Annotated in this window: 14 protein-coding genes and 1 pseudogene; 9 read left to right on the top strand and 6 right to left on the bottom strand. The window is 61.5% G+C overall.

All coding sequences use genetic code 11. The features are described from left to right. The first annotated feature begins 31 nt into the window (after nt 1-31). The 6 genes from J3O30_RS11590 (at nt 32) to J3O30_RS11565 (ending at nt 7,209) form a co-directional block, all read left to right on the top strand. A complete protein-coding gene (locus J3O30_RS11590) occupies nt 32-757 on the top strand; it encodes a GntR family transcriptional regulator (protein WP_207580496.1) in 726 nt (241 codons plus the stop codon). Nucleotides 758-790: 33 nt separating this feature from the next. Further along, nucleotides 791-1,516: an ABC transporter permease subunit gene (locus tag J3O30_RS11585; RefSeq protein ID WP_207580495.1), complete on the top strand. Its 726-nt coding sequence runs from the start codon at nt 791-793 to the stop codon at nt 1,514-1,516. Next, nucleotides 1,516-2,214, top strand: coding sequence for an ABC transporter permease subunit (locus J3O30_RS11580; protein WP_207580494.1), 699 nt, complete (start codon nt 1,516-1,518; stop codon nt 2,212-2,214). Before J3O30_RS11585 ends, J3O30_RS11580 begins: the two co-directional genes overlap by 1 nt. Nucleotides 2,215-2,226: 12 nt before the next feature. Next, entirely contained in the window at nt 2,227-3,030 is an 804-nt protein-coding gene (locus J3O30_RS11575; RefSeq protein ID WP_207580493.1) for an ATP-binding cassette domain-containing protein, read from the top strand. 180 nt (nt 3,031-3,210) lie between these two features. Beyond that, on the top strand, nt 3,211-6,456 hold the full coding sequence (locus tag J3O30_RS11570; protein ID WP_207584313.1) for an adenylate/guanylate cyclase domain-containing protein: 3,246 nt from the start codon (nt 3,211-3,213) through the stop codon (nt 6,454-6,456). Between the two features lie 72 nt (nt 6,457-6,528). Further along, nucleotides 6,529-7,209: a peroxiredoxin-like family protein gene (locus tag J3O30_RS11565; protein ID WP_207580492.1), complete on the top strand. Its 681-nt coding sequence runs from the start codon at nt 6,529-6,531 to the stop codon at nt 7,207-7,209. Nucleotides 7,210-7,246: 37 nt separating this feature from the next. Here J3O30_RS11565 and J3O30_RS11560 read toward each other — a convergent pair whose 3' ends face one another. Further along, nucleotides 7,247-7,534, bottom strand: a complete 288-nt coding sequence (locus tag J3O30_RS11560; protein ID WP_246762663.1) for a hypothetical protein — start codon at nt 7,532-7,534, stop codon at nt 7,247-7,249. 105 nt (nt 7,535-7,639) lie between these two features. On the opposite strand from J3O30_RS11560, the gene J3O30_RS11555 reads away from it, so the two are divergent. The 3 genes from J3O30_RS11555 to J3O30_RS11545 all read left to right on the top strand — a co-directional run bounded on the left by J3O30_RS11555 (nt 7,640) and on the right by J3O30_RS11545 (nt 10,187). Further along, nucleotides 7,640-8,848, top strand: coding sequence for an MFS transporter (locus tag J3O30_RS11555; RefSeq protein ID WP_207580491.1), 1,209 nt, complete (start codon nt 7,640-7,642; stop codon nt 8,846-8,848). Between the two features lie 170 nt (nt 8,849-9,018). Continuing rightward, complete coding sequence (locus J3O30_RS11550; protein ID WP_207580490.1) at nt 9,019-9,510, top strand: MarR family transcriptional regulator; 492 nt, start codon at nt 9,019-9,021, stop codon at nt 9,508-9,510. Beyond that, on the top strand, nt 9,507-10,187 hold the full coding sequence (locus tag J3O30_RS11545; protein WP_207580489.1) for a GNAT family N-acetyltransferase: 681 nt from the start codon (nt 9,507-9,509) through the stop codon (nt 10,185-10,187). Before J3O30_RS11550 ends, J3O30_RS11545 begins: the two co-directional genes overlap by 4 nt. Nucleotides 10,188-10,293: 106 nt before the next feature. Here J3O30_RS11545 and J3O30_RS11540 read toward each other — a convergent pair whose 3' ends face one another. The 5 genes and pseudogenes from J3O30_RS11540 to J3O30_RS11520 form a co-directional block, all read right to left on the bottom strand. Continuing rightward, nucleotides 10,294-13,137 (bottom strand): M16 family metallopeptidase, encoded by a 2,844-nt coding sequence (locus tag J3O30_RS11540; RefSeq protein ID WP_207580488.1) that lies wholly within the window; start codon nt 13,135-13,137, stop codon nt 10,294-10,296. A gap of 232 nt (nt 13,138-13,369) precedes the next feature. Next, nucleotides 13,370-13,567 (bottom strand): annotated as a pseudogene (locus J3O30_RS11535) (sugar ABC transporter permease); the annotation flags it as partial. Next, nucleotides 13,560-14,765: an ABC transporter ATP-binding protein gene (locus tag J3O30_RS11530; protein ID WP_207580487.1), complete on the bottom strand. Its 1,206-nt coding sequence runs from the start codon at nt 14,763-14,765 to the stop codon at nt 13,560-13,562. The pseudogene J3O30_RS11535 and the gene J3O30_RS11530, both read right to left, overlap by 8 nt. Then, complete coding sequence (locus J3O30_RS11525) at nt 14,762-15,592, bottom strand: metallophosphoesterase (RefSeq protein WP_207580486.1); 831 nt, start codon at nt 15,590-15,592, stop codon at nt 14,762-14,764. Before J3O30_RS11525 ends, J3O30_RS11530 begins: the two co-directional genes overlap by 4 nt. Nucleotides 15,593-15,788: 196 nt before the next feature. After that, nucleotides 15,789-16,184: a hypothetical protein gene (locus tag J3O30_RS11520; RefSeq protein WP_207580485.1), complete on the bottom strand. Its 396-nt coding sequence runs from the start codon at nt 16,182-16,184 to the stop codon at nt 15,789-15,791. Between the last annotated feature and the right edge of the window lie 99 nt (nt 16,185-16,283).

Here is a 16,283-nt window from a genome sequence, read left to right as displayed (position 1 = left end):
AAAGTTATGATGGCGTTCGCCGGACCGGTGAATGGACCAGAGATGGAAGGGGAATTGCTTGGCATCGACCAAAACGGAACAGCGAGGATCATTGCGTGAAAGCACATATTCGCAATTGAAGGACCTGATCCTGAGCGGCCAGCTCCGCCCCTCGGAGCGCCTTTCAGAAATTTCACTGGCCAAGCGCTTCGGCGTCAGCCGAACGCCGTTGCGTGAAGCGCTGATGAAGCTTGAAGAGGAAGGGCTCATCGTCGGGCAGCGTAATTTTGGCTATACGGTGACCGATCTTGATGTCACCAAGTTCTGCAATTTGCTGGTCGTTCGTGAAGCGCTCGATGTTTGCGCCGCCCAGCTCGCCTGCGAGGTGGCGACCGAGGAAGACCTCGATCGGCTTCGGGGTGTCATTTCCCAGATGGTGGAACTCAAGGAGACGACCAACAAGACGCCGTCCGACGCGGCCCGCAACCTCGATCTTGGACTATACATCCATCGCGTCATCGTGGAATCGACTCGCAACGAGGCGCTCGTAAGGGCGACGGATCAAGTTTACCAGCAGCTTCGCCTGGCCCTTTGGCTCGAAGTCCTTTGGGTCGATCTGGAGCACACGGATCTCGACGAGCACCGGGCAATCGCAGACGCCATCTGTGCACGCGACAGGGAAGCCGCCGCAGACGCAGCCCGCGCCCATGTTCAAAGCTCGCTGAAAAACATGTCGAAGCTCCAGCGCATCTGGGCGCATCGGCGAGCGGCCGACTGACTGAAACCCGATCCTTCACCAAGAGGTCCACGCATGGCACCTATCGACAGTTACCTGGCTCTGGTTGGCTTCGGGCAAACGGGTTGGGGTTGGCTCCTTCTGACCGCAGCCGCCATGACAATCGGTGTATCCGTCTGCGGTTTTCTCGCTGGAACGGTAATCGGCACGATTATCACCTTCATGCAGCTATCCCGTCACATGGCCATCCGATGGCTCGCCGACGGTTACACGACCATTCTGCGCGGTGTGCCGGACCTTCTGGTCATCTATCTCTTCTATTTTGGCGGCAGTGCATTCCTCGGATCCGTGGGGGGTCTGTTCGGCTATCAAGGATTCATCGGAATGCCGGCATTTCTAACCGGAACCCTGGCGCTTGGCGTGGTTTCGGCCGCCTATCAGGCTGAGGTTTTTCGCGGAGCCTACAGATCGGTTGCACGCGGTGAAATCGAAGCCGCCAGCGCCGTCGGTATGCGGCCATGGCCTAAATTCAGGCGCATCGTTGCTCCACTCGTCCTTCGTTACGCCATTCCGGGTCTCGGAAATACGTGGCAACTCGTGCTGAAGGAATCCGCATTGGTCTCTGTCACAGGTCTGGTCGAACTCCTGCGCCAATCGCAAATCGCGGCCGGCTCTACCCGCCGGCCCTTCGAGTTCTACCTGATGGCGGTTGTCCTCTATCTCGTCATCACTTGGTTCTCTTCAATCCTGTTCCGACGCATGGAAGCTCGAACGACCCAGGGCATAAGGGGGGCGTTGTGATGGATACGGGCTTTCTGTGGGAAACGTTTCTCACGCTTCTGGGCGGTTTGCCGCTAACCCTTGAGCTTGCAATTACATCCATCCTCGCAGGAAGCGCCTTGGCGCTTGCGATTTCGCTGCTGGCCGTGACCGGCGGTGCGATGGGTCGAACCTTAACCGGCGCTTATGTCTTCATATTCAGGGGTTCGCCCCTGCTCGTCCAAATGTTCCTGATCTACTATGGACTTGGCCAATTCCGGCATGAGCTACAGGATCTTGGCGTCTGGGGGTTCTTTCGCGAACCCTACTGGTGTGCGGTGCTAGCGCTCACTCTGAACACCGCGGCCTACTGCAGCGAAATTTTCCGTGGCGGCCTGCAGGCCGTCTCCATCCAGGAGATCGAGGCGGCACGCGCTTGCGGCATGTCGGGCGTTCTTTTGTTCAGACGCATCATCCTGCCGATTGCCATCAGGCATGCGCTGCCAGCTTATGGCAACGAGATCATCCTGATGCTCAAAGCAACGGCACTCGCGTCTGTCATCACGATCATGGAAGTCACCGGCCTGGCTGGAAAATTGATCGCCGACAGCTTCCGCGCTTTCGAGATCTTCATCGTCGCAGGCGCGATCTACCTTGCGATCATTTTCGTCGTTACGCGCATGCTCATGGTGGTCGAATTTTGGCTTTCGCCTCACATGCGCATGCGGCTGCAATCTTAAACGGGAGTGTGCATGTCTGACAGGGGAACAGTTTTGGCAAGCGACAACAATGATAAAAGCGCTGCCGTTTCGGTCAAGGATCTTCGGAAATGCTTTGGCCCACTGGAAGTCTTGAAGGGGGTCTCCCTGGAAGCACATGAGGGAGATGTGATTTCCATTCTCGGTTCATCCGGCTCCGGAAAATCGACGATGCTCAGGTGCCTCAATATGCTCGAAGTCCCCGACAGCGGAGAAATTCGCATCGGCGGTGAGATGTATGCTCTGAAGAAAGCGGGGCATAGAACGGAGCCCGCTGACCGCAGGCAAGTCGATCGGATGCGCGAACACATCGGCATGGTGTTTCAGAGCTTCAACCTTTGGTCTCATATGACCATCCTGGAGAATGTGATCGAAGCGCCGGTGCACGTGCAGAAACGCAACCGCGCCGAATGCATCGCCGAGGCTGAAGCTCTGCTCGAACGGGTCGGCATCGTCGACAAGCGAAATTTCTATCCCGCGCACTTGTCTGGCGGGCAGCAGCAACGGGCTGCGATCGCTCGCGCACTCGCGCAGCGGCCCAGGGTCATGCTGTTTGACGAGCCGACCTCTGCGCTTGATCCCGAACTCGTCGGAGAAGTGCTCAAGGTGATGCGCTCTCTTGCTGAGGAAGGTCGGACCATGCTGGTTGTAACGCATGAGATGGGGTTCGCGCGAGACGTTTCCAGTAAAGTGGTATTTCTTCACAAGGGTGTCGTCGAAGAAGCGGGCGAACCTGACGAACTTTTTACCAATCCGAAATCCGAAAGATTTCGGCAGTTTCTTGCAGGGACGAGATGACGTCATCCGACATTCGGCGCGGATCTCAAGAGCGCCATGTATTCAACGGCAATCGGCGTTCCCCCGGCTGTTTAGTGCTTGCCGGCACGGGGCAGCAGGTTCATGCTGATCCTCTGTTTTAAGGGCCCGTGGTTGCGGCTGACCTAGCCGTCACATATCGGTTTTCGTGAGATGCCTGCGATGGAGTGCGCCGGCTGCGGTTTCGATGTTCAAAGCGGTTTTGCCTTCTGTCCGCGATGCGGCGCAAGGCAGCCTCTTTCCTGCGCCGCTTGCGGCAATCCCTGTCAGCCCGATTTTGCCTTTTGCCCCAAATGTGGCGCGTCGATCTCAGGCAAAGCCCAGCCTGCGCCGAAGCCAAGCATCGAGGTGGTGCCGTCCAAATCCGATGGCGACGCCGACCGGCGGCCGGTGACCGTGCTCTTTGCCGATCTCTGCGGTTTCACGACGCTGAGCGAGCAGATCGATCCTGAAATCATGCGGCTGCTGCAGAACGAATTGTTCGAAGAGATGACCCAGGCGGTCGAGGCCTATGGCGGCTTCGTCGACAAGTTCGTCGGCGATGCGCTGCTGGCGCTGTTCGGCGCGCCGGTCGCACATGAGGACGATCCGGTTCGGGCGCTCGGGGCCGCACTCGATATGATCGGTCGGGCGACTGCAGTCGGCGCGCGCTGGCGCTCACGCGCCGGCGTGCCGCTGCGTCTGCATATCGGCATCAATAGCGGACCTGTTGTCACCGGCGGCTTCGGCGCAGTCAGCACAAAATCCTATTCCGTAACCGGCGACACGGTGAACACCGCCCAGCGCCTGCAATCGATGGCCGGCGAAAACGATATCCTGGTCGGGCCATTGACCTATCGGCTCACCCGCCATGCCTTTGCCTTCGACAGTCTGGGCGCACAGACCCTGCGCGGCAAAAGCGGAAACGTCCTCGTCCATCGGCTGACCGGGCTGCTGGAAGCGCCGCATACGGCGCGCGGGCTCGAAAGTTTCGGCCTTCAGGCGCCGATGATCGGACGGGATACGGAGTTGTCGCGGTTGCTGACATGCCTCGATCTTGCCTGCGGCGGTGCGGCGCAGCTCGTCCGCTTGATCGGCGAGGCCGGTATCGGCAAGTCGCGGCTGGTCGACGAGTTCGTCGGGACCGCCGCCAATGCGGCCCGATTCCAGGGCCTTGCCATACGCAGAGCCACCTGCTCTCCCCTCGGCGAGCAATCCTATGGCACCCTCGCCGCGGTTGTGCGCAGCGCTTATGGCATCGGCGAGCGGGATGATCTCGACAGGACACGGCAACTGCTGACGACAGGTTTCCGCGCGCTCGATCTCACGCAGGAGGACGTCGAGGGACTTTTGCCGCTCTTTCTGCATGTCCTCGGTCTCGGCGATCCCGACGGGGCGTTACGGCACATCGAGCCGGAACAGTTGCGACGACAGATCTTCTATGCGGTGCGCACCGTCTTTGAGCGGCGGTTGGCGCAAGGTCCCTTGCTGCTTGTCATCGAGGATCTGCACTGGGCGGACGTTGCCTCGCTGGAAGTGCTCCGCTTCATGATGGATCGGCTGGAGCGCAGCCGGCTGATGCTGCTTGCGATCTACCGGCCGACATCGCAGACCGATCCGCTGAACTCCAATCGCGTCAACGTCACCGTGCAGCGTCTTGAACCGCTCTTTGCAGCCGAGGGGCAGAAGCTGCTTGCTGCCTTTTTCGGCGAGGGTCATGGCAAGTTGCCGGTGACGATGCGAAAGCGGATCCTTGACCGCGCCGGCGGCAATCCGCTTTTCATCGAAGAAATCCTTAGGGTGCTGATCGACATGGGCACGTTGCACAATGACGGTCAGCGCTGGCATTTCGCGGCCGACGATACGGATGTCGATATACCCGTCAATCTGCAAGCGCTGTTGCTTGCTCGCGTCGATCGTCTGCCGCAAGAGATAAGACGGTTGGCGCAGGAGGCGGCGGTGGTCGGCCCGAAGTTCGATACCGCCCTCCTCCGCACCGTGGCGACCGACCCCGGCGCGATCGATGCCGCGTTGGATTTTCTCTGCGATGCCAATATCATCGAAGAATTGCGCGGTCCCGATGCCGGCGGGTTGCCGGGCTATCGTTTCAGCCAGACGCTGATGCACGACGTCATCTACCATAATCTCCTGTTGCAACGGCGCATGGAGCTTCATCTTCGGATCGGCCGGGTTCTGGAACACCAATATGGCGCGGCGCCCGATCGGCCGGAGCATCTGGCGCAGCTCGGCCATCACTTCAGCCTGACGACCGAAAAGGCCAAGGGAGCCGGGTATCTGATGGCGGCGGGCGATCTGGCGCGCAAAACCTATGCCAATGACGATGCGATGCGCCTTTACCGTCAGGCGCTTGCGGCCTTTGCCAACGAGCCGGAGGTGACGCCGGAGCAATTGGCGCTGCTGGAGCGTCTTGCCGATCTTTGTGGTCCTGCGGGCCGGCGCGACGATGCCTTGAACCATTATCATAGCGCGCTGGCGATCCACCGCGCCAAAGACGACCGGATAGCTGCAGCGAGGATATTGCGAAAGATTGGCCGTCTACATCTTGATGCGGGGCGCCGCGACCAGGCGGAGACCCATTGCGCCGCGGCCGAAGCGATGATCGCGACGATCGATGCGCCGGTCGAGCACGCGCATCTGCTGCAGGAGCGCGGCCATCTGGCCTTCCGCATGGGCGATCAAGCTGCCGCCGCCGAGTGGGCGACGCAGGCGCTGCAATGCCTGCAGACGCTGCCGGTCGACGGAACGACCGAGGCCGGGCGGGAGGCGGCGCGCGCGATGGCGGAGGCGCTGAACACCAAGGGTGTGGCTCTGGCGCGCCTTGGACGCCGCCGCGATGCCGTGCAGGAAGTGGAGCGCAGCCTTGCGGTCGCCGAAAAGGCCGATTTGCAAAGTGCAGCGTGCCGCGCCTATTCCAATCTCGGCGTTCTCTACACTATCGTCGACCCGGCCAACGCCATCAGGATCTGCCGGCGCGGACTGGAGGTCGCCACCCGTATCGGCGATCTCGGCTTCCAGGCGCGGCTTCTCGCCAATCTCGCCGTTTCCTGCTGTACCTTTACTGATCGCTGCGCCGCCGAGGGTGTTCCGTCGGCGGAGAAGGCCGTCGAAATCGACCGGGCTCTCGATCAGCGCGATCATCTCTCCGTGCCGCTGATCGTCCTCGGGCAGATTCATCAGTGCCACGGGGAGCCGAAGCTAGCTCGTAAGTATTACGAGGAAGCCCTTGAGGTTGCGAAGGAAATTGACGAGCCGCAACTGCTCTTTCCGTGCTATGATGGCTTGGCGACACTGAGCCTCGAGCATGACGACATGGACGAGGCGGAGCGGTATTTCACGCTGGCACAGGATGTGTGCATTCGCCACAACCTCGATCCAGGCACACTTGTCGTCTTGCCGTTCCTCGACTGATCCTCCTCTTCGTACCACGACTGGAGATCGGTTAGTCGAACTGATTCAGACAGATAAAGGGAGGAATTAAACATGCAGGAGAACCACTCGGAAAGACCATTGCAGCCTGGAGATCGCGCGCCGAACGTGGTGCTGGATGCGATCACCCGCCAGGGCAAGATCGCCATCGACGATTTTCGCGGTCAAAAGCCGGTGCTTGTCGGGCTGTTCCGCGGACTGCATTGCCCCTTCTGCCGCCGGCAGATCGCCGCCATGGCCGAACTCACCGGTGCATTGCAGGAAAAAGGTATCGACAGCCTGACTGTGGTGAATACGCCGATCGACCGTGCCCGCCTCTATTTCCGCTACCACCCGCTTCCCAACCTGCTGGCGGCCTCCGACCCTGAGCGGATGTCGCACAGGGCGTTCGGCCTGCCAAATGTCCAGTTCACCGAAGCCGAGAATGACTGGCCGCACAAGCTCAGCATGAGCACGGTGACCTCGATGCGTATCGACATGCCGGGCGAGCTCCCCGAGCCCATGGACGTGATGGCGGCGGTGGACTATCTCGACAAGGCGGATGGTTACGAATTCACCGAGGATGACACGCAGATGATCGCTACCGGCTATGGCCAGCTTGTCGGCGAATTCCTGCTCGATCGGGATGGCGTCGTGCGCTGGTGTTTCACGGAAGTCGAGGAGGGTGGCCGCCATATGTTCGGCGGTCCCGCCCCTCGGGAAGTGATGTCGGCAGCCTCGAATATGGCTGTTTGAAGTGATCGGTCTTGCGTTCGGGGATTACTCCTCGGCGTTACATCGGGCGTGAGGCTAGCCAGTCGTGAAACGCTGCAACCTGGTATCGACGCAACGCCTTTGGCGAGGCGACGATGTAATACGCCCACTTCACCGACCAGCGGATATCCGGCAACAGATGGACCAGCCTGCCGCTGTCGAGTTCCTGCGCCACGAGCGCCTTGCGCACGAGGGCGACGCTCCTCGCCGCGACTGCGGCCTGGATCACCGCCGCTGCGCGCCGGCGGCGGGCATCCGCTTCCCGGAAGCCGCAATGGGTGTCTGGCCTGTGGAAGGACCACCTCATCCTGGCAGAGAGCGAGACAAGCCCCTCCGAACCTGGTTACCTTGCCGGCGCAGTTACCGCTGCGGGTCGAGCAGTCGCCGACATTCTGTCGAAGATGGATTCCAGATGAACATCATACATCAAGCCTCGGCCGACCCGGCAGCCGCGAAGCGCAACTCCTGGGTCCTTACCATTGCGCAGGCCTTCGGTGGCGCCAATGCCCCGATCATCGTCTCGCTCGGCGGTCTGGTCGGACAGCATTTGTCAGCGGATCCCGATCTCGTCACCCTTCCCGTCAGCCTTCTCAGCCTTGGGCTGGCACTCGGGACGCTCCCTGCCGCCTGGGTAATGCGTCGCTTCGGACGCAAGCCCGGCTATCTGCTGGGCTCGGCGATCGGCATGATCTCCGGTCTGATCGCTGCACTGGGGATCGTGCTCTCCAGCTTCCTGGTCTTCTGTCTTGGCACCTGTCTTGCAGGTTTCTACTCCTCCTATGTTCAGAGCTACCGGTTCGCCGCGACCGACAACGCCACCGGGTCGCAGAGCCATAAAGCGATCGCCCGGGTCATGGTCGGCGGCCTGGTCTCCGCGATCATCGGGCCGCAGCTCGTCATCTGGACGCGCGACGCCCTTCCGGGAACACCCTTTGCCGGGAGCTTCCTCAGCCAGGCCGCCCTTGCCGCCTTGGCGTTTCCGGTGCTGCTCTTTCTTCGCACATCGACGCCGCGGGCGGCTCATGCACCGGAAAGCGCCCCGGAACGGCCGCTTGTCCAGATTTTGACCTCGCCGCGCTATCTCCTCGCCATCGCAACCGGTGTCGTTTCGTATGGCTTGATGACCTTCGTGATGACCGCGTCACCGATCGCGATGGTCGGGCATGGTCACTCGATCGACCAGGCGGCACTGGGGATCCAATGGCACATTCTCGCCATGTATGCCCCGAGTTTCGTTACCGGCCGCCTGATGGTGCGCTTCGGCAAGGAACGGATCGCAGCCGTCGGTCTCCTCCTCATCGGCTGCTCGGCGGCCGTCGCGCTCTCCGGCTTCGACATCGCCCACTTCTGGCTCTCGCTGGTTCTGCTCGGGATCGGCTGGAACTTCGGCTTCATCGGCGCAACCGCCATGGTGGCCGACTGCCATACGCCGGCGGAACGCAGCAAGGTGCAGGGTGCAAACGACTTCCTTGTCTTTGGTACAGTCGCCTGCGCGTCCTTCTCGGCCGGATCGCTTCTCCACAGTTCCGGCTGGGAGACGATCAACTGGATCGTGCTTCCGGCCGCCGCCCTGGTGCTGGTTCCCCTGGTCTGGCGGGCGGCACGGCCCATCGCGATATAGGCCGGCGATCCTCAAGCCGTACGGCGACCGTGGCGCCTGAAGTCGATGTGCGGCGAGTCACGCCAGGGCGTTTTCCTTCTGCTGCTCTCGCAGTTAGCCTCACCTGCCCCCAAATTTCCGATTTATTATATAACCTGTTATATAACCTGTACTGCAAATGGAGAGGCGGCATGGTCGAGGATGTGGTCCGAACGCTCGGCTTTATGTGCATGGGCAGCCGGTTGCGGCGTATTGGAGAGAGGCTGCAGGCCGATACGCAGCAGGTCATCGACGAGGCCGGTCTCGGCATCCAGGCGGGTCAGTATCCCTTTCTTGCGGCAATCGACAGGGCCGGACCGCTGACGATCGGCGAGCTTGCCCAGGCAGTAGGAATTACCCAGCCCGGTGCAACGCGCACCATCGGCCAGCTTCTCGAACTCGGCTTTGTCGATATGCAGCCGGCCGCGGACGATCAGCGCCGCAAACTGGTCTCGCTGACCAGCAAGGGACAGGACCTCGTCGATCATTCGAAAAAGGTGATCTGGCCGCGCATCGCGGCCGCCGTTGCGGATCTTTGCGGCGATCTCGAAGGGCCTATTCTCCAACAGCTCGCAGCCATCGAGGACGGGCTTGCGGCGGTGCCGCTTGCGCGCCGCAAGCCGGGCAAGGAGGAAGAAGCATGACCCATATCCTCGACCGGCCGATCTGGACCGCGCTTAAGACGGCGCATGCCGGCCTTGCGGAGGGGAACGAAAACGCGCGGCGATACCCACCATCGATCGTCTCCTTCGCCGCCTCCGCTGACGATAGGCCCGAAAGCCTCGACGCCCTCGAGAATCTGCCTTCGCAGGAGGAGAGCATGATCCTCGTCGAAGCCGGGCCGATCGCCATTCCAGCGGGCCTTGCCATCGCCACGGAGGCACCGTCGGTCCAGATGATTGCCGAGCAGCCGCATGCGAAAATTTCGGATTCCCGCATCGAGATGCTGACGGAGGCCGACGCCGCCGACATGCTGGCTTTGGCGACACTGACCAAACCCGGGCCATTCACTCTGCGCGCCCAGTGCCTGGGGAGCTTCTGGGGCATCAGAAGCGACGGACGGCTGGTGGCGATGGCTGGGCAGCGGATGCGGCAGACCGGTTTCATCGAGCTCAGCGGGCTCTGCACCCATCCCGATTTCCAGGGGCGCGGTCTCGGCACCCTGCTCTTCCGCTTCGTTGCCGGCGAAATCGCATCCAACGGCGATACCGCCTATCTGCATGCCTATGCGGCAAACACATCCGCCATTTCCCTCTATCTCGCGCTCGGCTTTACGCTTCGCGCGGAGATGAATATGCGCGTGGTCAAACGCCGCTCATGAGCGAGTGCACGACGCACCTCTTTTCCGCACGGCTGCGCGGGACGATGTCTCGCGCCGGGCTCCGGTCCCATCCGAGACGAGATGCGCCGGCGGGGCTTCGAAGCGCCTATCGGACCGCAGCCGGCAGCACTTCGAATTTCCAGAATTTTTCCGGGCTGAAATAGGTCTTGGCAAATTCGCGGATATCGCCGGCGGTGACCTTGTCGTAGCCGCTGAGATTGTCGCGTATCCGATCTAAACGACGCGCATCCGTCTGAGCGCCGCGCAGATATTCGATCCAATATTCGTTGCTCTGCCGCTGATGCTTCAGTGTCTCGATAATGGGTTCCCGTGCACGCGCGAACTCGTCCGGAGAGACATCATGCGCCCGCAGGTCGTTGGCGATCTCGTCGACAAGAGCATAGAAGCGCGCAATCTTTGCCGGGGCCGTCTCGACATAGAAAAATGCGTAGCCATAGCCGGGGACTTCCCTTGACAGATTAGCGTCGCCCTCCACGGCGTAGCTTGCGCCTTCTGTAATACGAAACCGGTCGATCAGCCTGTTTTGGAAAATCTGGGTGGCAATATTGGCGGTGAAGGACCGCGGCAGATCGGAGAGCAAATCGCCGATCGGAGCCCCTACGGCGGCGGCGGCGTTGTCTGCCCTGCCGCTATGGGTCAGCAAAACGGGTTTCTCGTTTGCCGCCGGAAACCGCACGTCGCCCCGAGCATTGCTCGGCCCCGCCTCCGGGCGCGGCGGCAAAGCACCGAAGGTTTCAGCTGTCAGCCGGATTGCGTCGTCCACCGTAACGTCGCCGACGATGGTGATATCGATCGGGCCGCTGGAAACCATAGGCCGGAACACCGCCTCGAAATCGCCTGGCTTGGCGGCGGACAACTCAGCGCGATCGGGGAAGGTCCAGCGCGGATCGCCGGAATGCACGAGACCTGCGAAATCACGGCTGACGACGCCGCCGGGGGTCGCCTGATACTGATCGAGGCCGCTCAAATAGGCCTGCTGCACACGCTTGAACGCCTCGGGGCGGTACGCGGGATCAGAGGTATATGCCGTCATCAGTTGCAATTGCGTCACAAGATCTTCAGTCCGTGTACGACCGTCGAACTGGAAGGAGCTGTCGCCGACCGAGAAGTCGATGCCGACGATGTTGGCCGTCAGCGCTTTCTGTACATCCTGGTAATCCATGGCCCTCACGCCGGACAGCGCGACGGCCGGGGATGCCCAGATCGGGGCGGGACGGTCGTGCGGTAGATCCAGTCGGCCGCGGCCGATATCTTCGCGCACCAGCACTTCGTTGGCGCGCAGCTTGGTCGGCTTGACGGTAAGCCGTACGCCATTGGAAAAGCGCACCATGGTCAAGCCGAGATCATCGACGGCGCGGCGTTCGACCACAGCCCCGGGTTCGCCGAAATGGGTGTAGGGCCAGGCGACGTCAGCGACACTGGCTGGCGCCGAGACGGCAATAGCCTTTGAAGCGTCATAGGCTTGGCGTACCGCATCGGCGCCGGCCTGCGGTGATTGGGCTGTCTGCAGCACGACCTGCGGACCGTTGCCTGTGAAAGCAAGTTGCAGGGCCTGATTGACCTCGGCCGCCGTGACGCCGTTCGTCATCGTTTCAAACAGTGAGAGATCCTGGGCAGGCGACGTGAAGACCTGATTATCATCGACGCTGCTGGCCAGTGTGGAAGCAATGTCGGTGGTCGTGCGCGTCTCGGCTCCGGCCACGGCAGCCTGGAGGGCCGAGCGATATTCGAGGATTTCGCGATCGATCTCAGCCTGCGCAACGCCGAACTCTTCGATGCGACGCTGTTCCTGGTCAATGGCCGTGAGGGCTGCCTGCCATTTGTCCGGCTCGGAATTTGCCGAGATCAGCACGACATGCGCGGAATCGAGGAGATCCTGGGAGCCGACGCCCGCGCTGATGAAAGGGGCATCCGCCTTGCTGGCGATGGTGCTCACCCGACGTTTGAGCACCATCAGGCCGAGATCTTCGACAAGCTCGGTGCGGCGCTTGGCGAAGGTGTCCGCCGTGGCGTCGTAAGGACGCGTCCAGGCGATCTGTACGCTAGTCATGCCGCCGGGAACGACGAGGACGCCGGTGCTTTCGCCTTTCGTCTCCAGTGTGCCGAGATCCGGTTTAGCAGGCGTCGGACCCACGCCCTTCCAGTCGCCGAAGCGCTGCCGGATTTCGATTTCCATGGCGGCGGGGTCGATATCGCCCACCACCATCAGCGTTGCCCGATCCGGCCGGTAGTTGGCCCGGTAATAATCGCGAACGAGGTCCACCGGCGCATTGCTGATAATGTCGGCTTTGCCGATCGGCGCGCGCATGGTCGCGCGCTGGCCAGCGAGCAACGAATTCATGATTCCGAGCCCGGCGCGATACTGCGGCGTATCGCGCAGCCGTTCCTCCGACAGGATGACGCCGCGCTCGCGATCAAAGGCGCCGGCATCGAGGGTCAGCTCGCTTGCCGTCTCTCGCATCAGCATCAGGCCCGTCGAAACCGTGTCGGCATCGACCTCGGGAAGATCGAGCGCATAGACAGTCTCATCATAAGAGGTATGGGCGTTGGTGTCCGGTCCAAAGGCCAAGCCCTTGCGCTGCAGGATACGGATGATCTCCCCTTCGGCGACATGCGTCGAACCCTTGAAAGCCATGTGCTCCAGAACATGCGCAAGGCCCTGCTGGTTGTCGTTTTCCTCAAGCGAGCCGGCGCCAATGCGAAAGCGGATTGCGGCCTGTCCGGGCGGTGTGGCATTGCGCATGATCGCAAACCGCATACCGTTGGCGAGCGTGCCGAAATGGACGTCGGAATCGGCCTGGAGATCGCTTTGCGTCTGTGGCCAGGACGCGGACAGGGTGTCCGCATAGGCCGGCGAGGCGAAGTTTGCGACAAGGGAGACGGTCGCGAGAAACCGCCAGGCGGCGGCGCATTCCATTTTGTGAGACATTCTTGTCCAGGAGATAAGCATTAAGAGATGGGAAGCGTTGATCTGACTATTCCACAGGTTGCATTTCGCTTCAACTTCCATGTGTGTGATTGGATAAGAAGTGAAAACTCGAATTAGCCGCCTGTGTCAGACCAATGTCATCGAAGTCTCCTAAGGGATTGCGCCTTATCTGTCACCAGGAGGCGTTTTCGATGGCGACATTGGAGCAGGTCGCGTTCAGGGCGGGATGCTCGCCGACGAAACGGAACTTGCCGTAGCCGAGTTCGAAATCGGTAAAGCCGAGCATGATGACTGAAGCAACCGGCAAAAGCACGAAGAGAAAAAGCAGGATCATTGCCGGCAGCACCAGCATCCAGGCGATGCGGGCCTCGCTACGCCGATGCGCAACAGCAGAATCGTGCGGAGCGGCCATGGAAACAACGCTAGCCATGCGCCCTCTCCCGCGGGGCATCGCCCATCGCGAGCCCGGCATCGGCGTTGCCGAGCCCGGCATCACCTGTTGCAACGCTGCCGGCCAGCCGGCTGCCGTCCTCGGCAAAGATCAGCGTGCGGCCCGGCGACAATCGAAGCCCCACCGCATCGCCTGCCGTAAGGCCCGAGGCTTCGGATGGTTGAACCTTGGCAACGACAGTCTCGCCGACCGCATCAAGCCGGCAATGGAGTATGACCTCGGAGCCCAGGAACTCGACGCGTTCGACATGGGCGGCAAGGCCGTCATGCCGGTTCTTGGACAGAAAGACGAATTCGGGACGAATGGCGAGCGTGACCGGCACCTTCCTGTCTGGTGCATTTTCAAGTGTCAGGCGCAAGCCGCCGAAAGCAATGGTGCCGCCTTCGGCCGCAGCCGGAAGCAGATTGATGCGCGGCTGGCCGATGAAGCGGGCGACCTCGATATGGGCGGGATCGTCGTAGATGACCTCAGGGCTGGCGATCTGCAGCAATTTGCCGCCCATCATCACGGCGACGCGGTCTGCCATCGACAGCGCTTCTGCCTGGTCATGGGTGACATAGAGGGTCGGCACGCCGGCGCGCCGATGCAGGTCGACGATCTCGCCGCGGGCATGGACGCGCAGGTTGGCGTCGAGGTTGGACAGCGGCTCGTCCATCAGGAAGATGCTTGGCTGGCGCACCATGGCGCGAGCGAACGCCACGCGCTGACGCTGGCCGCCCGACATCTGGCCGGGCTTGCGATCGAGCAGATGGTCGATCTTCAGCGATGTCGCCATCTCCCTGACGTCGCGGGCGATCGCCGCGCGGGTAGCGCGCTGACCTGGAATCAGCGATCCCACGAAAGGCAGCCGCTCTACTCTCGACAACCGGCGCATTGCCAGCGGCACCGCAATGTTTTGCGAGGCCGTCAGGTGCGGATAGAGCGCGTAGGACTGAAAGACCATGGCGATGTTGCGGTCGGCGGCCGCCACACCGGACATGTCCCGTCCGCGGATCAGGATCTCACCGCGGTCGGCATGGTCCAGGCCGGCAAGAATGCGCAAGAGCGTGCTCTTGCCGCAGCCGGAGGGGCCGACCAGCGCGATGAATTCGCCGGCCTCGACGTCGAGGCTGACGCCATCGAGGATCTGGTTGTCGCCGAAAGCCTTGGTGATGCCGCGAATCGAGAGCGCGCTCATTCGACGGGTTCCCGCTCTCTGACCGCCTGCGGATAGACCTCGTGCACGACCTCGTCGAGTACATAAGCGGTCATGCCGGGAACGGCGACGATAGTGCTTTCGACATCGGCATCGAATTCGTGGACGACGGCGCCGATCAGACGCTCGCCCGGCATCTCCCGCTCCATCTTGTCGATGATGAAGGCGGCCGACGGACCCCAGGTCAGTTGGGTATTGTCGAAGCGGCCCTGCCAGGCCCAGTGAAGGTGGCCGCTGGCAAACAGGGCCACGTCATGGGCTGAGATCATATCGTAGAGCCGCCGGCGCTGAGCGGGGTGAACGCTCCAATATCCGGTATCGCCTTCGTCAGGCGCATCGACGAACAGCGGCTTGTGGGCGAAAAGCGCCACACGCCGCCCCGCGCTGTCGGAAAGCGCCTGGTCGAGCCATTCGAACTGGGCTTCCTCCTCGTCATCCTCATGACCGAGAAGCAGCGAATTCAATCCGATGAAACGCCAGCCGGCCGCATCCTCCAGCCAGCGGTCGGGACCGGCAAGGCTGCGCCAGCGCGACAGCCGCTCGGCATCGACCGCCTGGTCGGATCCCTTGAGGTGGCCGACATCGTGATTGCCGGGGACGATCAGCATTGGGATCGACACCTGGCGCATCAGATCCATCGAGAAGGTGATGTCCTCGTCCTTGTCGGCACCGTCGACCGTGAGATCGCCGGTATGAACGATCAAGTCGGCGCCGGTCGCTTCGATCCAGGTCAGAAGCGGCGCCCAGTTGCCGTTGAAATGCGGCTTATTGGGACTGAAATGGGTGTCGGTGATCTGAATGATTTTCATCGGCGCGTCTCCGAGACCTGGGAAGCGCGTGGTGCGTGCTTCCTTCTCGTGCCCTCTCTAGAAGGCTCGCATGTCAATCAGACACCGCCGGTTTTCAGCTGTTTCTCAGTTTTGACATCCATCTGTCATGCAAGAAGAAGGCTGCCCGCTGGAGCGGGCAGCCTTCGCCTGCATTTGGAACTGGAAACGCATGAGTTCAGTGCCGTCGCGCGTTGGCAGGAGTGGACGACACCGTGGCCGAGACAGGGTCGCTTGCCGGAAAGCTATCCTCAAGACCTTCATTGAGTTCTTCCTCCAGCACCTTACTGTCATGGGTCGAACGTGCGCTCGGCTGGCCGATCAGGCCCCTGCTGCCTTCGTCGAAATTTCCGTTGCTCAAGGCATCGTAACGGTTGATGCTGCCATCCGCTTCCCCGGCAGCAAAGCTGGTCAGCTGGACCATCATCACCTTGGCGTGGTCGACGGCTGTGGAGTCGTCGAGCTCGCCATGAGAGTTGTCGATCTTGACGGAGATCGATTCTCCTCCTTCGCCCAAGAATTCGACGGTGAAGACGTCACCGGCCTGTGTCACTCGTGTATCGATCAACTGCATGGAAACCTCCCGTGTTCATCGATATCAACGGCAATCACGGTCGGTGAGTTCCACGCCACTTCGAGACAAGGCAGCGACCGATCCTCGCACAGCATCCGC

This window comes from Rhizobium sp. NZLR1 (assembly GCF_017357385.1).
Classification (GTDB): domain Bacteria; phylum Pseudomonadota; class Alphaproteobacteria; order Rhizobiales; family Rhizobiaceae; genus Rhizobium.
This window is presented reverse-complemented; position numbering and strand designations above follow the sequence as displayed.

What these genes read in the sequence shown, in the direction of transcription:
- J3O30_RS11570 (WP_207584313.1), top strand. Translation starts at nt 3,211, where the DNA reads ATGGAGTGCGCCGGCTGCGGTTTCGATGTTCAAAGCGGTTTTGCCTTC.
- J3O30_RS11580 (WP_207580494.1), top strand. Translation starts at nt 1,516, where the DNA reads ATGGATACGGGCTTTCTGTGGGAAACGTTTCTCACGCTTCTGGGCGGT.
- J3O30_RS11540 (WP_207580488.1), bottom strand. Translation starts at nt 13,137, where the DNA reads ATGTCTCACAAAATGGAATGCGCCGCCGCCTGGCGGTTTCTCGCGACC.
- J3O30_RS11560 (WP_246762663.1), bottom strand. Translation starts at nt 7,534, where the DNA reads ATGAGGTGGTCCTTCCACAGGCCAGACACCCATTGCGGCTTCCGGGAA.
- J3O30_RS11565 (WP_207580492.1), top strand. Translation starts at nt 6,529, where the DNA reads ATGCAGGAGAACCACTCGGAAAGACCATTGCAGCCTGGAGATCGCGCG.
- J3O30_RS11550 (WP_207580490.1), top strand. Translation starts at nt 9,019, where the DNA reads ATGGTCGAGGATGTGGTCCGAACGCTCGGCTTTATGTGCATGGGCAGC.
- J3O30_RS11555 (WP_207580491.1), top strand. Translation starts at nt 7,640, where the DNA reads ATGAACATCATACATCAAGCCTCGGCCGACCCGGCAGCCGCGAAGCGC.
- J3O30_RS11585 (WP_207580495.1), top strand. Translation starts at nt 791, where the DNA reads ATGGCACCTATCGACAGTTACCTGGCTCTGGTTGGCTTCGGGCAAACG.
- J3O30_RS11545 (WP_207580489.1), top strand. Translation starts at nt 9,507, where the DNA reads ATGACCCATATCCTCGACCGGCCGATCTGGACCGCGCTTAAGACGGCG.
- J3O30_RS11525 (WP_207580486.1), bottom strand. Translation starts at nt 15,592, where the DNA reads ATGAAAATCATTCAGATCACCGACACCCATTTCAGTCCCAATAAGCCG.
- J3O30_RS11520 (WP_207580485.1), bottom strand. Translation starts at nt 16,184, where the DNA reads ATGCAGTTGATCGATACACGAGTGACACAGGCCGGTGACGTCTTCACC.
- J3O30_RS11530 (WP_207580487.1), bottom strand. Translation starts at nt 14,765, where the DNA reads ATGAGCGCGCTCTCGATTCGCGGCATCACCAAGGCTTTCGGCGACAAC.
- J3O30_RS11575 (WP_207580493.1), top strand. Translation starts at nt 2,227, where the DNA reads ATGTCTGACAGGGGAACAGTTTTGGCAAGCGACAACAATGATAAAAGC.
- J3O30_RS11590 (WP_207580496.1), top strand. Translation starts at nt 32, where the DNA reads ATGGACCAGAGATGGAAGGGGAATTGCTTGGCATCGACCAAAACGGAA.